The sequence below is a fragment of the Pseudomonas fluorescens genome (genome assembly GCF_000730425.1).
Lineage (GTDB): Bacteria > Pseudomonadota > Gammaproteobacteria > Pseudomonadales > Pseudomonadaceae > Aquipseudomonas > Aquipseudomonas fluorescens_X.
This window is the reverse complement of record NZ_CP008896.1, coordinates 4028548-4046967: the sequence shown is the minus strand read 5'-3', so window position 1 is coordinate 4046967 and position 18420 is coordinate 4028548. Positions and strand designations below refer to the sequence as shown.

14 protein-coding genes are annotated in these 18420 nt (G+C 63.1%); all 14 read right to left on the bottom strand.

Annotation, left to right across the window (positions count from 1 at the left end; all coding sequences use genetic code 11):
• Positions 1–42: 42 nt before the first annotated feature.
• The 14 genes from HZ99_RS18140 to HZ99_RS18075 all read right to left on the bottom strand — a co-directional run bounded on the left by HZ99_RS18140 (position 43) and on the right by HZ99_RS18075 (position 18244).
• Complete coding sequence (locus HZ99_RS18140; RefSeq protein ID WP_038444949.1) at positions 43–2496, bottom strand: TonB-dependent siderophore receptor; 2454 nt, start codon at positions 2494–2496, stop codon at positions 43–45.
• 194 nt (positions 2497–2690) lie between these two features.
• Positions 2691–3647: a FecR domain-containing protein gene (locus tag HZ99_RS18135; RefSeq protein WP_038444946.1), complete on the bottom strand. Its 957-nt coding sequence runs from the start codon at positions 3645–3647 to the stop codon at positions 2691–2693.
• Complete coding sequence (locus HZ99_RS18130; RefSeq protein ID WP_038444945.1) at positions 3644–4153, bottom strand: sigma-70 family RNA polymerase sigma factor; 510 nt, start codon at positions 4151–4153, stop codon at positions 3644–3646. Before HZ99_RS18130 ends, HZ99_RS18135 begins: the two co-directional genes overlap by 4 nt.
• 73 nt (positions 4154–4226) lie before the next feature.
• Positions 4227–5672 (bottom strand): efflux transporter outer membrane subunit, encoded by a 1446-nt coding sequence (locus tag HZ99_RS18125; RefSeq protein WP_038444943.1) that lies wholly within the window; start codon positions 5670–5672, stop codon positions 4227–4229.
• On the bottom strand, positions 5669–6727 hold the full coding sequence (locus HZ99_RS18120; protein WP_038444941.1) for an HlyD family secretion protein: 1059 nt from the start codon (positions 6725–6727) through the stop codon (positions 5669–5671). Before HZ99_RS18120 ends, HZ99_RS18125 begins: the two co-directional genes overlap by 4 nt.
• Before the next feature lie 25 nt (positions 6728–6752).
• A complete protein-coding gene (locus HZ99_RS18115; RefSeq protein ID WP_038444939.1) occupies positions 6753–8288 on the bottom strand; it encodes an MFS transporter in 1536 nt (511 codons plus the stop codon).
• 197 nt (positions 8289–8485) lie between these two features.
• Positions 8486–9406 (bottom strand): LysR family transcriptional regulator, encoded by a 921-nt coding sequence (locus tag HZ99_RS18110; RefSeq protein WP_038444937.1) that lies wholly within the window; start codon positions 9404–9406, stop codon positions 8486–8488.
• Between the two features lie 78 nt (positions 9407–9484).
• On the bottom strand, positions 9485–10333 hold the full coding sequence (locus HZ99_RS18105) for an ABC transporter permease (RefSeq protein ID WP_038444935.1): 849 nt from the start codon (positions 10331–10333) through the stop codon (positions 9485–9487).
• A 12-nt stretch (positions 10334–10345) separates the two neighbouring features.
• A complete protein-coding gene (locus HZ99_RS18100; RefSeq protein WP_038444934.1) occupies positions 10346–11197 on the bottom strand; it encodes an ABC transporter ATP-binding protein in 852 nt (283 codons plus the stop codon).
• 1 nt (position 11198) lies between these two features.
• Positions 11199–12224: an ABC transporter substrate-binding protein gene (locus HZ99_RS18095; protein ID WP_038444932.1), complete on the bottom strand. Its 1026-nt coding sequence runs from the start codon at positions 12222–12224 to the stop codon at positions 11199–11201.
• A 14-nt stretch (positions 12225–12238) separates the two neighbouring features.
• On the bottom strand, positions 12239–13123 hold the full coding sequence (locus tag HZ99_RS18090; protein WP_038444930.1) for a TauD/TfdA dioxygenase family protein: 885 nt from the start codon (positions 13121–13123) through the stop codon (positions 12239–12241).
• Positions 13124–13348: 225 nt separating this feature from the next.
• A complete protein-coding gene (locus HZ99_RS18085; RefSeq protein WP_038444928.1) occupies positions 13349–14710 on the bottom strand; it encodes an HlyD family type I secretion periplasmic adaptor subunit in 1362 nt (453 codons plus the stop codon).
• Positions 14700–16856, bottom strand: a complete 2157-nt coding sequence (locus tag HZ99_RS18080) for a type I secretion system permease/ATPase (protein WP_038444927.1) — start codon at positions 16854–16856, stop codon at positions 14700–14702. Before HZ99_RS18080 ends, HZ99_RS18085 begins: the two co-directional genes overlap by 11 nt.
• A gap of 41 nt (positions 16857–16897) precedes the next feature.
• Positions 16898–18244, bottom strand: coding sequence for a TolC family outer membrane protein (locus HZ99_RS18075; protein ID WP_038444925.1), 1347 nt, complete (start codon positions 18242–18244; stop codon positions 16898–16900).
• Positions 18245–18420 lie beyond the last annotated feature (176 nt).

Sequence of the window (18420 nt, the reverse complement as noted above, 5' to 3'; positions counted from 1 at the left end):
ACCTGTAGGAGCCGGCTTGCCGGCTCCTACAGGGGTTGTGTCTTACCAGTCGTAGGTCAGGCTCGACACCACCGTACGTCCTTCGCCGTAGTAGCAGTCCAGGTCACTGGTGCACTGCGACACGTAGGTTTTGTTGGCGAGGTTCTGCACGTTCATCGCCAGCTTCACGCCTTTGAGCTTGAGGGGCGAGGCGCCCAGATCGTAGCTCAGGCTGGCATCGTAGACGGTGTAGGACGGCACGCTGAACGCGCCTTCGTAGTAATCGCCAAAGCTGCTGCGGGCGTAGCGCGCACCCAGGCCTGCGCCGAGGCCGGCCAGGGGGCTGTCGCCGATCACGGTGTAGTTGACCCACAACGCTGCCGTCAGCGGTGAGATGCCCGCGGGGTGGCGGCCTTCGCGGCCTTCGTTGTCCTGGGTGTACTTGATGTCGTTGCGCGCCGCCGAAACGACCACATCCCAGGCATCGTTCAACACCGCCTTGGCTTCGAACTCGACGCCGCGCGAACGCATGGCGCCGCTCTGGCTGCTGAAGTTGGTCAGCGGGATGGCGGTCAGGATGTTTTCCTGGTCCAGTTGGTAGACCGAGACCTGCACAAAACTTTCCTGGCCGGGCGGCTGGTACTTCACGCCGACTTCGTATTGGTTGCCGGTGGAGGGGTCGAAAGGTTTTTGATTGGCGTCGGTGCCGGACAATGGCAGGAAGGATTCCGAGTAACTGATAAACGGCGCCAGGCCGTTATCGAACAGGTACACCAGGCCCGCACGGCCGGTGAAGGCCTGGTCCTTGCTGCTGGTGCGATCGCCGCTCAGCGGCACCTTGTTGACCACATTGGCCCAGTCGTAACGCCCGCCCAGCACCAGCGCCCACTTGTCCCACTTGATCTGGTCCTGCACATACAGGCCGGTCTGGGTGATGGTGTTGTCCCAGCGATAGGGCTGGCCGAAGTTCAGCGGCTGGCCGTAGACCGGGCTGAACAGATCGATGATCGGCGGGTTGCGGTCATAGAGGCCAAGGAACCTGGAGTTGGAATGGTAGTAATCCAGGCCCACGATCAGGGTGTGGGAGAACTCGCCGGTGGTGAATTCGGCCTGGGCGATGTTGTCCACGCCAATCACTTTGTTGTTCTGCTTCCAGTCCACGCCGAAGCGTTGCAGGTAGCGTTGATCCATGGCCCCGGTGGCCGGGTTGGCGACAAAACGGTAGCCGTGCAACGGCGCCACATAGCGGTCGTCCACTTCGGCATAGCGCGCGTTTTGCTTGAGGGTCCAGGTGTCGTTGAGGCGATGGGACAGCTCGTAGCCGAAGGCCAATTGTTCGCGGTTGTACTGGTTGACGCCCGGCTCGCCGATGAACACATCACGGTCGATCTTGCCGTTGGGGTTGCGCCAGACCGTCCCGGAGGCTGGCAGGCCTTGGGCTTCAGGCACCCCCTTGTCTTTCTGGTACTGGGCGAACAAGGTCAGGCTGGTGTCGTCGTTGGGCCGCCAGGTCAGGCTTGGGGCAATGAATTGGCGGCGGTTTTCAAAGTAGTCGATCTCGCCCTGCTCGTCCTTGAGGCGCCCGGTGAGGCGATAGAAGAACTGGCCTTGGTCATCCAGTGGGCCACTGAGGTCGATGGCTGCGCTTTTGTGCTCGTAGGTCCCGGCTTCGAGTACCACCTGGCGCACCGGGGCCTCGCTGGGGCGCTTGCTGACCATATTGACGATACCGCCCGGCTGGTTGTGCCCATACAGCACCGATGCCGGGCCCTTGAGCACCTCGATGCGCTCCAGGGAATAGGGTTCGATCTGCAACGCGCCGCCGGTACTGCCACCGCCGTAAGGCAGGTGCAGGCCGTCGAGGTACAAGGGCGTGGGCGAGAAGCCACGGGACGTCGGCTCATCGAACACTTTGACCCGGTCGGAGAAACCGCCCGCACTCATGCCCGGGGTGTAGAGCAGCGCCTGGGTCACGCTTTGCGCACCGCGCGCCTTGATTTCAGCGGCGGTGATCACGTTGATGGTCTGGGGGATTTCCACCAGTGCCGCATCCGTCTTGCTGCCGGTGGCACTGCGCGTCGCGACGATGCCATCGACCGGCCCCCAGGCGTTTTCCTGGGTCTGGCGGGCGCTGATCTGGGTGGCGCCCAACTGCACCGAACCGTCCCCCGACAGAGCCTGCACCGACCAGCCGCCGCCAGACTGCATCGCCACCAGCCCGCTGCCTGCCAACAAGCGCTCCAACCCCGGCCCGGTGGCATAACGGCCCTGCAAGCCAGGGCTGCGCTTGCCAAAAGTCAGCGACGCATCCACCGAGAGCAAAATCCCCGAGGCGCTGGCGAAGCGGTTCAACGCCTGGTCCAGGCTGCCGGCGGGAATGTTGTATTGGCGCAAGGCTTCGCCGGCGCTCTGCTGGGCCAGGACCACGGTCGGTACGGCCGGCACAGTCGCCAGCACACTGACAAACAGGCCACGGCGCAGTGCGCGGGCCAGGGGTTGGATTGGGTGGTGCGGCATTGCAGGACTCCCCGTGAGAACGCTTCTTGATTGGCTTTCAAGAGGTATCCCGGACGGGATTGGAAAACCGACAAAAGAAAATCAAAGTTTTTGCAAATACCTGTGCAGGAGCCGGCGATGGCGGTATGTCAGGTATCGCCACCTCAACAGATAGGCCGTTATCGCCGGCAAGCCGGCTCCTACCAAGGGGCGAGTCAGGCCCTGGCTTTGAGGGTGACCCAGTAACGGGTCACCGCCTGGACCTGCACCGGCAGCGAGCGCTCCAGCGCTGCGAGGATCGCGTCGGTGTCATTCAGGGGAAATACGCCCGTCAGCAACAGGCCCGACACCGACTCATCGCAACGCAACACCCCCGGCCGATAGCGGCTCAGCTCGGCGACAAAGCGCCCCAACGGCTGACGTTCGGCAATCAGGCGGTGCTGGGTCCAACTGCTGGCGTTGGCATCCAGCGCGGTCACGGCCCGGGCCTGTGTCGTGCTGAACCACAGGCTGTCCCCCGCATTCATCAGCACCGCTACACCTTGCACCGGGCGCACCTGCAGGCGCCCTTCATACAGGTCGACGCGGCTGCCGTCGTCCAGTTCGCGCACGGCAAACCGGGTGCCCAGGGCCTGGATATCGCCGGCGGCGGTTTCGACGATCAGCGGGCGCAACGGGTCATGGCCGCTGGTCAGCAGGATTTCGCCACGAATCAGGCGGATGCGCCGCTCGGTGGCACTGAAGCGCAGGTCGATGGCGCTGTCGCTGTTGAGGTCCAGATGGGTGCCGTCGTTCAGGGTCAGGTGGCGAATTTCGCCGATGGCGGTGCGATGCTCGGCAAACGCCACCTGCCACGGCTGGCTGCCCTGGACCAGGTAGCCACTGCCGCCGGCCACCAGCAACAGCCCGAGCAATTTCAACGCGGCACGGCGCTGGGGGTCCGGCGCGTCGCGCAGTACCGCACGGGCGCTGTCGGCAGGCACACCCCCCAAGGTCTGCTGCAACTGCTGTAAACGCTGCCAGGCGCGGCGATGCTCCGGGTCGGCGGCCTGCCAATGGGCGAAGGCCTCGCGCTGGGCGCCATCGAACTCACCGCCCCATTGCAGCATCAACCACTCGCTGGCCTGCTCGACCACGGCCTGGGCAATCGGCGCGTCATGGCGGGCTCTCATGCTTCGTAGGCCACTTGGTAGCAGGCGATGATCGCGCGGGTCATGTACTTCTGCACCGAGCTGATCGTCACCCCCAGGCGTTCGGCGATCTGCGCGTAGGTCAGGCCCTCGAACTGCGACAACAGGAACGCCCGGCGCACGTTCTCGGGCATGCGGTCGAGCATGGCGTCGATCTGCATCAGGGTTTCGAGAATCAGCGCACGGGTTTCCAGGGACGGCGACTCGGGCTCCGGCAAATGGGCAATGCTTTGCAGGTAGGCGCGCTCGATGCGCAGGCGGCGCCACTGGTCGATCACCAGGTTGCGGGCGATCTGTGTCAGGTAGCTGCGGCTTTCCCTGGCACCGGGAAAACGCCCCGACACCAGCAGGCGCAGGAACGTGTCCTGCGCCACGTCGGCGGCGTGCTCGCGGTCGCCCAGACGCTTGCGCAGCCAGCCTTGCAGCCAGCCATGATGGTCGCGGTACAGGAGATGAAGCTGTTGCTGGCTGTCAGTCGCGGTGTCCATGAATCGCCCGGATACACTATTGAGAGCAATTATCATTACAGTTTGTATCGCGACTGGCAAAAAACTTTACCCGTCAGCGCCCGGCGGTCTGCACTGGATACACCGACTCCCAGCCCCCGCCCAGCGCCTTGTACAGGCCGACCATGGCCAGGGACACGCCGGTGGAGCTTTCCACCCATTGCTCCTGGGTCGCCAGCAAGGCGCTCTGCACCGTGAGCACGTTGACGAAATCCACCACCCCTTCGACGTACTGGTGCTGGGCGGTGTCCAGGGCAATCTGGTTCTGGCGCACGGCTTCGGCGAGTCTGTCGCGCCGCAGTTGGCTGGCGTTGTAGCGGGTCAACTGATCATCGATTTCATGCCAGGCGCGCAGCACGGTCTGTTGGTAAGCCAGGGCCGCTTCCTGCTGCTGGGCTTCGCGCAGATCGAGCATGCCCTGCAGACGACCACCGTTGAACAACGGCAGACTCAGCGACGGGCCGAAGGCAAAGGTGCGTGAACCCCAGGAGCCCAGATCCGACAATTGCAGGGCCTGTGAACCGAGGCTGCCCGACAGGGTGATCCGTGGGTAGAAGTCGCCCTTGGCCACGCCGATGCTGGCAGTCGCCGCATGCAGGCGCGCTTCGGCCTGGCGGATGTCGGGGCGGCGCTGTGCCAGTTGCGACGGCAAGCCAATCGCAACCTGGCGCTGGGTCTGGGGCACTGCGGCGTGCGGCGACAGTTGCGCATGCAAGGCCTGTGGAGCCTGGCCCATCAACAGGCTCAGGGCGTTGATCAACTGGTCCTGGCGTTGCTGCAAATCCGGCAGGCGCGCTTCGATGGCGGCCACTTGCGCAGCGGCTTCAGCTACATCCAGGTGGGTGGCCACGCCATCGGCCAAACGCAGTTGCGAGAGCTTCAGGCTTCGGCGCGCCACGTCGAGGTTTTGCTCAGTGACCGCACGGGTGCTTTGCACGCCGCGCAGTTGGATGTAGTCCTGGGCGGTCTCGGCCAGCACCGACAGCAGGACACTGCGCCGGTCGTTTTCGGCCACCTGCAGGGTGGCGTCGGCGGCTTCGGTTTCACGTCTTACCCGGCCCCAGAAGTCCAACTCCCAGGAGGCGGCAAAACCGGCATCCCACAGGTTGAAGGCCGCACGGCCATTGTTGCCGGACGGGTCGCTCAGGCCATTGGCGCTATTGCGTCTACGGCCATAGTTGCCATCGGCGCTGACCTGCGGATAGCGCTCGGCGGTGGTCACCTGGCGCACTGCGCGGCTCTGTTGCAGGCGGCTGCTGGCCAGTTTCAGGTCGAGGTTGTCGGTCAGCGCCCGGCGTACCAGGGCCGACAGTTGCGGGTCGTGGAACACGTCCCACCACTGTTCTTCCAACGGGTCGCTGACCGCACGGCTGGCGGCCTGGCGCCCCTGGGGCTCGGCCCATTGCGCCGCTGGCCGGGCGTCGGGCCGCTGGAAGTCAGGGCCAACGGTGCAAGCGCCCAGGCTGATCAGGCTGAGGGTCAGCAGCGTCAATTTTCTCATTGCTGCGCCACCTCACGTTGCGGCGCGCCGGGATGGGTGTTGACGCTGGCCTCCACCGACATACCGACGCGCAAGCGATGGATATGCGCCTGTCCAGGCTCCAGGAGGATTTTCACCGGAATGCGCTGCACCACCTTGGTGAAATTACCGGTGGCGTTGTCTGGCTTGACCGAGGCAAAGGTCACGCCCGTGGCCGGCGCCAGGCTTTCCAGGTGGCCGCTGAGGACTTCACCGTCAAGGCTGTCGACCCGCACTTCAACCGCTTGGCCGGCGTGCATATGGGACAGTTGGTTTTCCTGGAAATTGGCCACCACATAAGCGTCGGCCAGCGGCACCACGGCGAGGATCTTGCTGCCCGGGGTGACAAAGGCACCGACCCGCACCGCACGCTCGCCGACCATGCCATCCACCGGCGCGACAATGCGCGTGTATGACAGTTGATAACTGGCCATTTCCAGCGCGGCCTGGGCACGTTTCAAACCACCTTCGGCGGCATCGCGCTGTGCGCTGAGGATTTCCACCTGTTTGCGTTCGGCGGCCAATACCGCTGTGGCGTTGGCCAGGCGCGCCGTGGCCTGGTCGATACGGGTCTTGGCTTGCTGAGCGTTCTGCACAGTGCCGGCACCGACGCCGGCGAGGTGGTTGTAGCGATTCAGTTCGTGTTCGGCGAAAGCCACTTCGGCGCGGTCTGCCGCCACCGTGGCCTGGGCCTGGGCGATCACCGAGCTTTGCCGTTCAAGGGTGGCCACCGCGTTCTTCAATTGGGCATGGGCCATCAGGGTTTCGGCATCGGCGGCCTGGGCAGCGGCGCGCAAGTCACGGTCGTCGATCAGCGCCAGCAACTGCCCGGCCTTGACCTGTTGGTTGTCCTCCACCAACACCTCTTTGATAAACCCGGCAACCCGTGGCGCCACCAGAGTGTAGTCGGCGGCCACAAAGGCGTCATTGGTGGTCTGGCGCTTGTTGCCAAATACACCCGGCGCCAGCAGGTACACCAGTACACCCACGGCGCACACGGCGATAACGGTCACGGCAATCTGGTCTTTACGTTTCATGGGAATCCTTTGTCTCAGTCAACAATCAGGCGGGCGCGCGCGGCGGGAAAATCCGCGTCGGCATCCAGAAAATCAGCAGGATCAACGCCACCGCGACACCGGCCATGACGTAATAAAGATCCGAAGCAGTCAGCACCACCGCCTGCTGGTGCAGGCGATGGGCCAGGCCCGTGGCATCGCTGTCGGCCAGGGGCGAGTTGCCGAGGGCATCGACCAGCATGGTCGAGTGAAAATGCAGGCGGTGGGTGGTCAGCACCTCGATCACCCCGGTGGCGACCACCGCCGCCAGGCCCTTGACCGTGTTGAACCAGGCCGAGGCAAACGGCCCGTCGGTGGGCACGATGCTGCCGGTAGACAGCATCAACAGCGGCAACACCGCCATCGGCTGCCCGAAGATTTGCAGCAGTTGCAGCACGTAGAACTCATCGCGGACCCACACCGACGTCAGCTGCGCACCGCCAATGCAGGACAGGGTCAGCATGCCCAGGCCAATCCCCAGCACCCAGCGGCAGTCCACCCAGCGCAGGTTGCACAGGGCCGCCACCAACGGCAGGGCGAGCAACTGCGGCAGGGCCATGATCAGCATCACCGGCGCGGTTTGCAGCGGCCGGTAGCCCTGCACCTGCGCCAGGTAGCTGGACGGCAGGATGATCACCGCCTGCAACACCACCAGCACCCCGGCCAGCACGATCAGGGCGAACGACAGGTTGCGCAGGCCAAGCATCTGCAACTTGAAGAACGGCATCGGGTGCGTCCATTCATTGAGCATGAACAGCACCAGCAGCAGCCCCCCGCCCACCAGCAACGTGGTGATCAGCGGCGACTCGAACCAGTCCAGGCGATTGCCCTGCAAGATACCGATCACCAGCATGCAGATCGCCGGGAACCCCAGCAGCAGGCCGCGCCAGTTGAATTGCCTGAGGCGCTCCAGGCGCAGGGGGTCCTGGGGCAAGCCGTAGGCCACGGCAGCCATGGCCAGCAGGCACGGCGCAACGATCTGCCAGAACGCCCACTGCCAGCCGACGTATTCGGTCCAGAGCGCCGCCAGCGGCGTACCGAGGCTGGGGCCGAAGGTGGCGGTCAGGGCGTAGCCGGCCAGGCCATAGAGTTTGACGTTGGCCGGCAAGAAACGCAGGGCCACGGTCATCAGCATCGGCGGTAGAGCGCCACCGGCCAGGCCTTGCGCGGTGCGCAGCAGCAGCAGGCTTTCATAGTTCGGGGCCAGGGGGCAGAGCACCCCCAGCAGGGTAAACAGGCCGATGGCCCACAGGGTGAAACGGCGCAGCGAAAACGTCACCGAACACCACGGCGCAAAGGCCATGGCCGAGACAGAGGTGGCGGTGTAAGCGGCAACCAGCCAGGTGCCTTCGTCAAAACCGATGTACAGCGCGCCGCGGATATCGGCGAGGGCAACCTTGGTCACCATCTCGTTCAGGCCCGAGACCAACACCGCCAGCAGCACGCCGACCAGGCCGATGATGATCCGCGGGCCAAACACAGGGGGGCTGACGGCGGCGGGTTTGGCGGCGGCCAAGGGCGCGGGGGCAGCGAGGGAAGTCATGAAGGCACAGCTCGTCAATAGAATACCCGAGCAGTTTAATAAGGCTTAGACATGACGAAAACTGACTTATGGGAAGGTTATAACTGCATCAGACGCAGCTATCAGACCCACCACGACACTCGATGCAAACGCGAACTAAATGTGGGAGCGGGCTTGCTCGCTCCCACACACGCCCATTCCACATTCAGATGGGGTTGTCAGGTGGGCTGGGCTTCGCGCCAGGTCGCCGCGCAGCTTTCGCGCATGGTTTCGCGCAGCCATTTGTGTGCCGGGTCTTTGTCGAAACGCGGGTGCCAGGCCTGGGTCAGCACCAGGGTGGGCAGGGAGATGGGCAGGGTGAATGCGCGCAGCGGCAGTTTCAGGCGATTGGCGCTGTAGAGCGCTTCCTTGGGCACCGGCAGGAGCAGGTCGGAGTCGGGCAGCATAAACATCGCACCGTGAAACCCCGGCGCAATCATCGCCACCCGGCGCTCCAGGCCCTGGGCACTGAGAGCGGTGTCGATCGGCCCGCGGGCGATGCCCCGCCGGGAGATGCTGATATGGGAATAGCTGGCAAAACGTGCGGCGGTGATTTCTTCATCGAACAGCGGATGGCCTTCGCGGGCCAGGCCGACGAAGGTGGTGGAGAACAGGTTCTGCACCTTTACTTCCGGGGTGATCGGCATGGTGTTGCCAACACGCAGGTCCAGGCGCCCTTCACGCAAGGCTTCGTCATCGCTGTCGCCTTCCGGGACAAAGCGCAGCTCGCAATGGGGCGCCACGCGCTCCATGGCGTCGAACAGGCGACCGCCATACACGCCGACAAAAAAGTCATTGGCGCGCACGCTGAACCGCCGGCGCAGGGTGCTCAGGTCGACCTCGTCCGCCGAGCGGAACAGCAACGCCGCCTGCTCCACCACGTTGCGCACCTGGCCCTGCAACTCCAGGGCCTTGGGCGTGGGCACCAGGCCGCGACCGGCGCGCACCAGGATCGGGTCGCCAACGGCCTCGCGGATACGCGTCAGGGTGCGGCTCATGGCGGCCGGGCTGAGGTTCATCCGCCGCGCCGCGCCCACGACGCTGCCCTCATCGAGCAAGGCGTCGAGGGCCACCAGCAGGTTCATATCCGGTAATTGCATGCCAAGCACTCGTGATGACTGTGGAGTACAGCGCACGCAATCGTAGCAGGCTTTACGGCGGCGGTTAGAGCGGGCAATTTAGCGCTGCATGCCCCAGCGCTTCACGGTGACGCGTTCCAGGGTGTCGAACACCAGATTCTCCACGAGCAGGCCGATCAGGATCACCACTGCCAGCCCGGCGAATACCTTGTCGGTGTACAGCTCGTTGCGGTTCTGGAAGATGTACCAGCCCAGGCCGCCCTTGCCGCTGGTGGCGCCGAACACCAGTTCGGCAGCGATCAGCGTGCGCCAGGCAAAGGCCCAGCCGATCTTCAGGCCCGCGAGGATCGACGGCAATGCCGCCGGGATCAGGATAAACAGCACAAAGCGCATGCCCTTGAGGCCGTAGTTGCGCCCGGCCATGCGCAGGGTTTCCGACACCCCCATAAACCCCGAGTACGTGTTGAGTGCCAGGGCCCACAGTACCGAATGCACCAGCACAAAAATCAGGCTGTTCTGCCCCAGGCCAAACCACAGCAACGCCAGGGGCAGCAGGGCAATCGCCGGCAGCGGGTTGAACATTGAAGTCAAGGTGCTCAGCAGGTCCCGGCCCATCTGGGTCGAGACGGCCAGGGTGGTCAGGGCGAAGGCCAGGACAATACCGATCAGGTAGCCCTTGAGCAGCACCACCAGCGAGATACTGACCTTGCCCAACAGCTCGCCACTGGCAATGCCGGCGTAGAAGGCGTGGAAGGTCTGCAAGAAACTGGGCAGCAGCAGGTCATTGTTCTGATAGCGCGCCGCCGCTTCCCAGAGGAGCGCCAGCACGATCAGGATCAGGCCCTTGCGCAGCCAGCCTTGTTGCCACAGGCGTTGGCGCAGGGGCAAGGCGCGCTCCACGGGCACGCCGGGCAGCGGTTGCAGGGTGATCTCATATTCCTGGCGCATGGGCACAATCCTTCAATAAGCGATGCGGATATCAGCGAAATCCAGGTCGGTTTCTGCCTCGGACGACTCATCGAACAATAGGCGATGGATACGCCGCGCCGACGCCTGGAACTCCACACCGCCAAGGCTGTGCAGGTCGTATTGATGGCTGTGGATCTCTGCGCGCACACGCCCTGGATGGGGCGACAGCAACAGAATGCGGTTGCCCACCACCAGCGCTTCTTCGATGGAGTGGGTGACGAACAGCAGGGTAAAGCGCACCTCCTCCCACAGCCGCAGCAACTCCTCCTGCATCTTGCGCCGGGTCAAGGCATCGAGGGCGGCGAAGGGTTCGTCCATCAGCAGGATTTTCGGCTGCATGGCCAACGCGCGGGCAATGGCCACGCGGGCTTTCATGCCACCGGACAGGGTGTGCGGATAGGCGTCGGCAAAGGCGCTCAGGCCGACCTTGTCGAGGTAGTACAACGCCCGGTCTTCAGCGTCGCGGCGCTTGAGGGTCTTGGAGGCCAGCAACGGGAACATCACGTTCTGCTTGACGGTTTTCCACGGCGGCAGCTGGTCGAACTCCTGGAACACCACGATACGATCCAGGCCAGGTTGTTCGACCTTCTGCCCTACCAGGCGAATTTCGCCTTCGCAGGGTTTGATAAAACCGGCTACCGCCTTGAGCAGCGTGGACTTGCCGCAGCCCGAAGGCCCCAGCAGGACGAAGCGGTCGGCCGGGTCGATCTCGAAACTGACCTGATGGGTGGCCCGCACCACCCGTTCGGGCGTGCGGTATTCAAGGCTGACTTGGTCCACCGCCAGCAACGCTTGGACGGCATTCAGGTGGCTGGCCGTGTGGCCTTGCAAGGGCGCGTTCATCTCAGCTCCCTTGCAGCGGCTTGGCATCCTGGAAGAAGTAATCCTTCCACGATTCAGGTTTGTTCTTGATCGCGCCCACGCGGTAGAGGAACTCGGCCAGCGGGTAGGTGTTTTTCGGGGTGACGCTGAATTCGAATTGCGGGTTGTCGATGATTTTCAACAGCGCCGCACGGTCGATCTTGGCCTTGGTCACGCGGATGTAGGTATCGACAGCGGCGCCCTTGTCGTTCTGCGCAAACTGCGCGGCCTCGGTCAGCGCATCGATAAAGGCCTTGTAGGTTTTCGGGTTGTCGTTGCGAAACTTCTCGGTGGCGAACAGCACGGTCGGCGAGTTCGGCCCCAAGAGGTCATAGGTGTTGAGCACCACATGCACGTTCGGGTTGGCCAGGGCCTGGTCCTGGAACGGCGGGTTGGAGAAGTGCCCGGTCAGCTCGGTGCCGCCAGCGATCAACGCGGCCGTGGCGTCGGGGTGCGGCACGGCAATGGTGTATTTATCCAGGCGATTGAATTCCTTGTCGCCCCATTGCTTGGCTGCGGCGTATTGCAGGAACCGCGACTGCACGGAAACGCCCACGGCCGGCACGGCGATGCGGTCTTTTTCGGTGAAGTCGGCAATGGTCTTGACCTTGGGGTTGTTGCTGACCAGGTAGTACGGGAAGTTGCCCAGGGAGGCCACGGCCTTGACGTTCTGCTTGCCGTGGGTGCGGTCCCAGATGGTCAGCAGCGGGCCGACACCGGCGCCGGCAATGTCGATGGAGCCGGAGAGCAGCGCGTCATTGACCGCGGCGCCACCGGACAACTGGGTCCAGTCGACCTTGATGTCGATGCCCTCCTGCTTGCCGTATTTCTCGATCAGGTTCTGGTCACGTACCACATTGAGCAGCAGGTAAACGATGCCGAACTGCTCGGCAATGCGAATCTCGCCTTCGGCCTGGACGACGGCGGGAGCAACCAGACTGCCGGCCAACAGGCTGACGCCAAGGCCCACGGTCGCGGCCAATCGTGCAAAGGGGGTTTTGCTGGACATGGTCATGCTCCGAATCAGAAAGGCGCGTCGCCCTGGATGGTGGTGCGAAACAGTTTGCGGCGCAGGTGGCTGGGGCAACCGGCGGCCAGGTGGATCAGCGAGCGGTTGTCCCAGAACACCAGGTCGTGGGGCTGCCAGCGGTGGCGGTAGATGGTGTGCGGGTGGATGCTGTGGGCGTAGAGCTGGGCCAGCAGGTCGCGGCTTTCATCTTCGGGCAGGCCGACAATGCGGGTGGTGAAACCTTCACTGACGAACAGCGCCTTGCGTCCGTTTTCCGGGTGAGTACGCACCACGGGATGCACCACTTCAGCGACTTGGGCCAGTTGTTCGGGGGTCAGGGTCGGGCGCCAGTTGCCTTCGAATTTGCTTTCGCTGTAGCGCGCCGTGTAGGAGTGCGCGGCCCGGCGGCCTGCCACGGCGGTGCGCAGGTGCTCGGGCAATTGCTCCCAGGCGTTGTGCATGTCGGCAAACAGAGTATCGCCGCCTTCAGACGGCAGTTCCTGGGCATGGAGCATCGAGCCCAGGCTTGGCAGTTCCTTGTAGGACAGGTCCGAGTGCCAGAACTTGCCCGCATCGCCCAGGCCGATGGACTGGCCGTTCTCGATGATGTTGGAGACGATGAGGATTTCTGGGTGGTTGGCCAGCAGGAACTGCTTGAGCACATGGATCTGCAACACACCAAAACGGCGGCTGAAGGCGATCTGTTGCTCGGGGGTGATGCGTTGGTCGCGAAACACCAGCACATGGTGATCCAGGTGCGCCCGGTGGATGCGCGCGAAGTCCTGGTCGTTGACCGGGCGCGACAGGTCCAGGCCAATGATCTCGGCGCCTACGCTGCCGGGGAACGGGCGGATGTCGAAGGTTTGCGCGGTGGGCGAAGCGGCTGTGGCGGTGGACATGAGATCACTCCCTGGCAGTCAGGAGAGTGACTTTATAGATATAAGAACTGGAATTTAAATACCGTTAGAGAATAACGATATGGCCTTTTTGCGGCAGGACTGGCGTGGGGTTGAGGGCCCCTTCGCGAGCAAGCCCGCTCCCACATTCGACCGATTTCCAACATAGGAATGCGGTCGAATGTGGGAGCGGGCTTGCTCGCGAAGGGCCCGCCAGGACACTGAAAATCAACGCTCCTGCAACGACTCGGCCCGGGCCTTGATGATGGGCTTGAGCAGGTAGCTGAGGATGGTTTTCTTGCCGGTGATGATGTCGACCGATGCAACCATGCCAGGGATGATGATCAGTGGCTTCTCATCGGTACCCAGGTGGCTGCGGTCGGTGCGCAGGGTGATCATGTAGTAGGTGGTTTTCTTGTCTTCGTCGGTGATGGTGTCGGCACCGATGCGTTCGAGCTTGGCCTTGAGGCCGCCGTAGATGGTGTAGTCGTAGGCGGTGAACTTGACCACGGCCTCTTGCCCAGGGTGCAGGAAGGCGATGTCTTGCGGGCGGATCTTGGCTTCCACCAGCAAGGTGTCATCCAGCGGTACGATTTCAACCATGTCGCTGCCCGGCTGGATCACGCCGCCAATGGTGTTGACCAGCAGTTGCTTGACGATCCCGCGCACCGGCGAGGTGACCAGGGTCCGGCTCACGCGGTCTTCGAGGGCTTTGCCGGTGGCCTGGGCCTTGTTCAGGTCAGTGCGCGCCTCGTTGAGCTCAGTCAGCGCTTCGCTGCGGTATTTACCCCGGGTTTCGTCGATCTTGCGCTGCACTTCCTTGATCGCCGAGTCGGCACGGGGGATGGCCAGGGTGGTGGCATCCAGTTGCCCGCGGGTTTCCATTTCTGCGCGCTTGAGGCGCAGCACTTCCACCGGCGACACCGCCCCCTGGGCGACCAGGGGTTCGGACATGTTGATTTCCTGGCGTTGCAGCGACAGCTGGTTACGGTACTGACCCTGCTTGGAGGTGTATTCGCGCATCTCTTGCTGGCGCTGGGTCAGTTGCTCCTGCAAGCCGCCGATTTCGTCCTTGAACTGCTGGCGCCGGCTTTCGTACAGCGACTGCTCGTTGATGGCCTGGGTAGGCGCAGCGGCCCGCACGTCTTCAGGGATGTTCAACGGCCGATCTTCGACCTGGGCGCTCAAGCGCTCGATGCGCAGCAGCAGGGACAGGCGCTGGGCCTCGGTTTCCCCGGCGTTGGAGACGAAGCGCGTGTCGTCCAGGCGGATCAGCGGCGCGCCGGCTTCGACGATCTGCCCTTCCTTGACGTACAGCTCGGCAACGATGCCGCCCTCAAGGTTCTGGATCTTCTGCAGCTTGGAGGATGGAATGGCCTTGCCATCACCGCGCGTCACTTCGTCGACCTTGGCAAAGCCGGCCCACAGCAGCATGCACAGGAAAAACCCGATGATCCCCCAGATGGTCAGCCGCACCACGCGCGGGGCGTCTTCGATCAGGGCCTTCTTGACCTCTGGCAGTGGCTGGCCGTCCAGCGAGTCGGAACCAATGAAATAGCGACGGACCGTGTCCCTGAATTTACGCAACACTGATCTGCCCCTTCTTCAACGCTTCCATCACTACGGCTTTCGGGCCATCCGCGAGGATTTGCCCACGGTCGATAACCAACAAGCGGTCCACCAAAGACAGCAAGGACGCACGGTGCGTCACCAGCACCACGGTCTTGTTTGCCACAACGGCTTGCAGACGCTGCTTGAGGCGTTCCTCACCGGTGTTGTCCATGGCGCTGGTCGGTTCGTCCAGCAGCAGGATGGGCGGGTTGAGCAACAGGGCACGCGCCAGAGCGACGTTTTGTCGCTGGCCGCCAGAAAGGTTCTGGCCCCGCTCCCCTACTTGCAGCTCGTAGCCTTGTGGATGCAGGCGGGCAAATTCGTGGACGCCCGCCAGTTCTGCGGCTTGCAGTACCACTTCGTCTTCAACGTAGCGGGCGCCGGAGACCAGGTTGTCGCGCAGGGTGCCGGCTAGCAGCTGGATATCCTGGGGCACGTAGCCGACGTTGTGGCGCAGCTCGCTGACGTCGATCTGGCGAATGTCCACGCCGTCCACCAGCAAGGCGCCGGAGTCGGGCTGGTAGAGGCCCACGATCAGTTTGGCCAGGGAGCTTTTGCCTGAGCCGCTGCGCCCGATGATGCCGATCTTCTCGCCGGGCTTGATCACCAGGTTGATGTTCTTGAGCGCCATGTTCTGCTGGTTGGGGTACGTGAAGTTCAGGCCCCGGCATTCGATGGCGCCTTGCAGGGTGCGGCGGCTCAAGGGGCGCTCCTCGAAGTTGCGCTCCTGGGGCAGCTCCATCATCTGGTCGGTGGAGACCATGGTGACCTTGGCTTGCTGGTAGCGGGTCATCAGGCCCGACAGCGATGCCAGGGGGCTGAGGGCGCGGCCACTGAGCATGTAGCAGGCAATCAGGCCGCCCATGCTGAGGTTGCCGGCGATGATCTGGTAGACGCCGAAGACAATCATGATCACACCCGCCAGTTGCTGGATCAGCAGGGTGATGTTCATCGACAGCCCGGAGAGCATTTTCACCCGCAACTCAAGGCGGCTGAGGGTGCCAATGGTCTGTTCCCACTGGTACTGGCGCTCGCTTTCAGCGTTGTTGACCTTGACCGCATCCAGCCCGGCCAGGGTTTCGATCAGGCTCGACTGGCGCTCGGAGGCCAGGGCCATGGTGCGCTCCATGGTGGCGACCAGCGGCTTTTGCAGCAGGTAGCCGATGCCCAGGGCAATCGGGAAGGCCAGCATGGGAATCCACACCAGATGCCCGCCGAGGATGGCGATCACCAGGAATATCAGCAGGGTGAACGGCAAGTCGATCAGGCTGGTGAGGGTCAGGGAGGCGAGGAAGTCACGCAGGCTCTGAAACTCGTGGATGTTCTGGGCGAAGCTGCCGACCCGCGCCGGGCGGTACTTCATCGACATGCCGACAATCCGCTCGAACAGCGTGGCCGAGATGATCAGGTCGGTTTTCTTGCCGGCCAGGTCCAGGCACAGGCTGCGCAGGCTCTTGAGGATCAGGTCGAAGACGTAGGCGATGAAAATACCGGTGGCCAGCACCCACAAGGTGGCGATGGCCTGGTTCGGCACCACGCGGTCGTAGACGTTCATCACGAACAGCGGCGCGGCCAGGGCAATCAGGTTGATCAGGAAGCTGGCGGCGATGGCATCGGCGTAGAGCCAGCGCGAACGCTTGAGGGTGTCGCGGAACCAGGAGCGGGCCCGGGGGATCAGGGTGCCGTGGCTGACATCGAACTTGTGCTGGGGTTGGGCAAAGAACACTTTGCCGATGTAGTCATCCGCCAACGCCTGGCGCTTGACGATGGTTTCACCACCGTCGCTTTCGCTGAGCAGTACCTGGGCCTCGTCTTCACCCTGCCAGCCGAGCAGCACGGCACTGCGGCCGTCCTTGAGCAACAGCAGCGCCGGCATGGCAATCGCGGGGATCGAATCGAGCTTGCGCTGCAGCAGCCGCCCCTGCAAACCGGCCCGGGCCGCAGCGCGGGCAAGCAGATCAGCCGTCAGTTGCTGTGACGGCAATGGCAGACCGGTGGTCAGCATCGCCGCACTGGCAGGCTTCTGGTGCAGTGCACAGAGCGCCAACAACCCGTCGAGTAACGGGTCGTCGTGCAGTGTGCGTGGATCATGGCTGAGATTAACTCGACTAACTTCTGATTCCACGCGGGTACTCTCGACTAACTGATGGGACTATAAGGAATAGCTCAATTCATCCCAGGCAGTTGGACTTTCGGCTTCACATCGTTCTGTACGACGGAGGCCATCGGTGCGACCACTCCCTGGCTCTTGAGCAACTCGCCCATGGTCGCCTTGATTCGGTACTGAGTAAATAACTGAACGTTTTTTATCTCTTCCAAGCGACGCGAAGCGGTGAACAGCTCGTTTTCACTGTCGAGCAAATCGAGCAGGGTCCGCTCGCCCAGGCTGAATTGCTTCTGGTAGGCACTGCGCACCTTGCTGCTGTGGTCGACGTATTGCTGGGCAATCGGCACCTGGGCATTGGCGTTGCTCATCGCGTTCCAGGCCAGGCCCAGCTCTTCGTTCAACTGGCGCAGGGCGTTGTTGCGGATATCCAGGGCCTGGTTGGACTGGTAGGACCTGGACTCCAGTTCAGCCTTGTTACTGCCACCGGCATACAGGTTGAAACGCATGCGCAGCATGGCCTCCCAACCGTTGTTGTGGCTGGAGATGCCGTCGATGTTGTTGTCGGCATTGCGGCCCAGCTCGGCGTCGAAGCGTGGGTAGAAGGCAGACTTGGCGGCTTCGTACTGTTTTTCGGCCGCGGCGATGTCGGACTCGGCCGAGCGCAGGATCGGGCTGTTATCCAGCATCTGGCGACGTGCTTCATTCAGGTCGGCAGGCAGCAGCGCCATGAAGCTGGGCGGACGCTCCAACTGATCGGCTTCCTGGCCGACGGCGCTCAGGTAGTTGGTCTGGGCATCGGCCAGGTTGGTCTGTTCGGTGATCACGTTGTTGCGGGCCTGGGCCAGGCGGGCTTCGGCCTGGTCCAGGTCGGCCCCGCTGCCAACGCCACGCTGGGTGCGCAACTTGATCTGGTCGTAGATGCGCTCGTGGTTGCGCAGATTTTCTTCCGCCAGGCGCACGAACTCACGACGAGTCAGGACGTCCAGATAAACCTGGGCTACCGTCAATGCAGTGCGCTCGGAAGTGCCAAGCAACGAAAACGCACGGGAGTTAACGGTGGCTTGTTGACGCCCTACTTCGCTGGAGGTGGCAAAACCGTCAAAAACCATCTGTTGCAGGCGTAGGCTCGACTCACCGCGATTAAGGGTTTCCCAATGGCCACCAAGGGCACGGGTGGTGGAACTGTCGGTGCCTTCACGGCCATAACCGGCGTTCAAGTCGACGCGAGGCAGGTAGCCGCCCTTGGCTGCGCGCAACTGATAGTCAGCGGCGATACGAGCGTTGACACCTGCTTGAATCTCCGGGTGCACATCCAGCGCTTGCTGCATGGCCTGGGGCAGGGTTTGGGCTTGTACGAAACTGGCGGCGAGAGCGAACGGTATTGCCTTAAGCAGGTGCAAACGCATTTAAGAATCCCCAGGACTTCTTGTCTCAAGTCACAGCAACTTGGCGTGCTGCGTTAGAAAATGGCTACCGTATTGACCGTACGTCGGAAAGTTCAAAAGCGGAACTGGTTCACACATGTAGGACGGTTCGCCGCGTGAATATCAATGTGACATTAGCGAGGCGATTGTTTAGGATG

Coding starts and splice junctions, on each gene's coding strand:
- HZ99_RS18125 (WP_038444943.1), bottom strand. CDS start 5,672: ATGAGAAAATTGACGCTGCTGACCCTCAGCCTGATCAGCCTGGGCGCT.
- HZ99_RS18115 (WP_038444939.1), bottom strand. CDS start 8,288: ATGACTTCCCTCGCTGCCCCCGCGCCCTTGGCCGCCGCCAAACCCGCC.
- HZ99_RS18120 (WP_038444941.1), bottom strand. CDS start 6,727: ATGAAACGTAAAGACCAGATTGCCGTGACCGTTATCGCCGTGTGCGCC.
- HZ99_RS18095 (WP_038444932.1), bottom strand. CDS start 12,224: ATGTCCAGCAAAACCCCCTTTGCACGATTGGCCGCGACCGTGGGCCTT.
- HZ99_RS18075 (WP_038444925.1), bottom strand. CDS start 18,244: ATGCGTTTGCACCTGCTTAAGGCAATACCGTTCGCTCTCGCCGCCAGT.
- HZ99_RS18140 (WP_038444949.1), bottom strand. CDS start 2,496: ATGCCGCACCACCCAATCCAACCCCTGGCCCGCGCACTGCGCCGTGGC.
- HZ99_RS18130 (WP_038444945.1), bottom strand. CDS start 4,153: ATGGACACCGCGACTGACAGCCAGCAACAGCTTCATCTCCTGTACCGC.
- HZ99_RS18110 (WP_038444937.1), bottom strand. CDS start 9,406: ATGCAATTACCGGATATGAACCTGCTGGTGGCCCTCGACGCCTTGCTC.
- HZ99_RS18090 (WP_038444930.1), bottom strand. CDS start 13,123: ATGTCCACCGCCACAGCCGCTTCGCCCACCGCGCAAACCTTCGACATC.
- HZ99_RS18100 (WP_038444934.1), bottom strand. CDS start 11,197: ATGAACGCGCCCTTGCAAGGCCACACGGCCAGCCACCTGAATGCCGTC.
- HZ99_RS18135 (WP_038444946.1), bottom strand. CDS start 3,647: ATGAGAGCCCGCCATGACGCGCCGATTGCCCAGGCCGTGGTCGAGCAG.
- HZ99_RS18105 (WP_038444935.1), bottom strand. CDS start 10,333: ATGCGCCAGGAATATGAGATCACCCTGCAACCGCTGCCCGGCGTGCCC.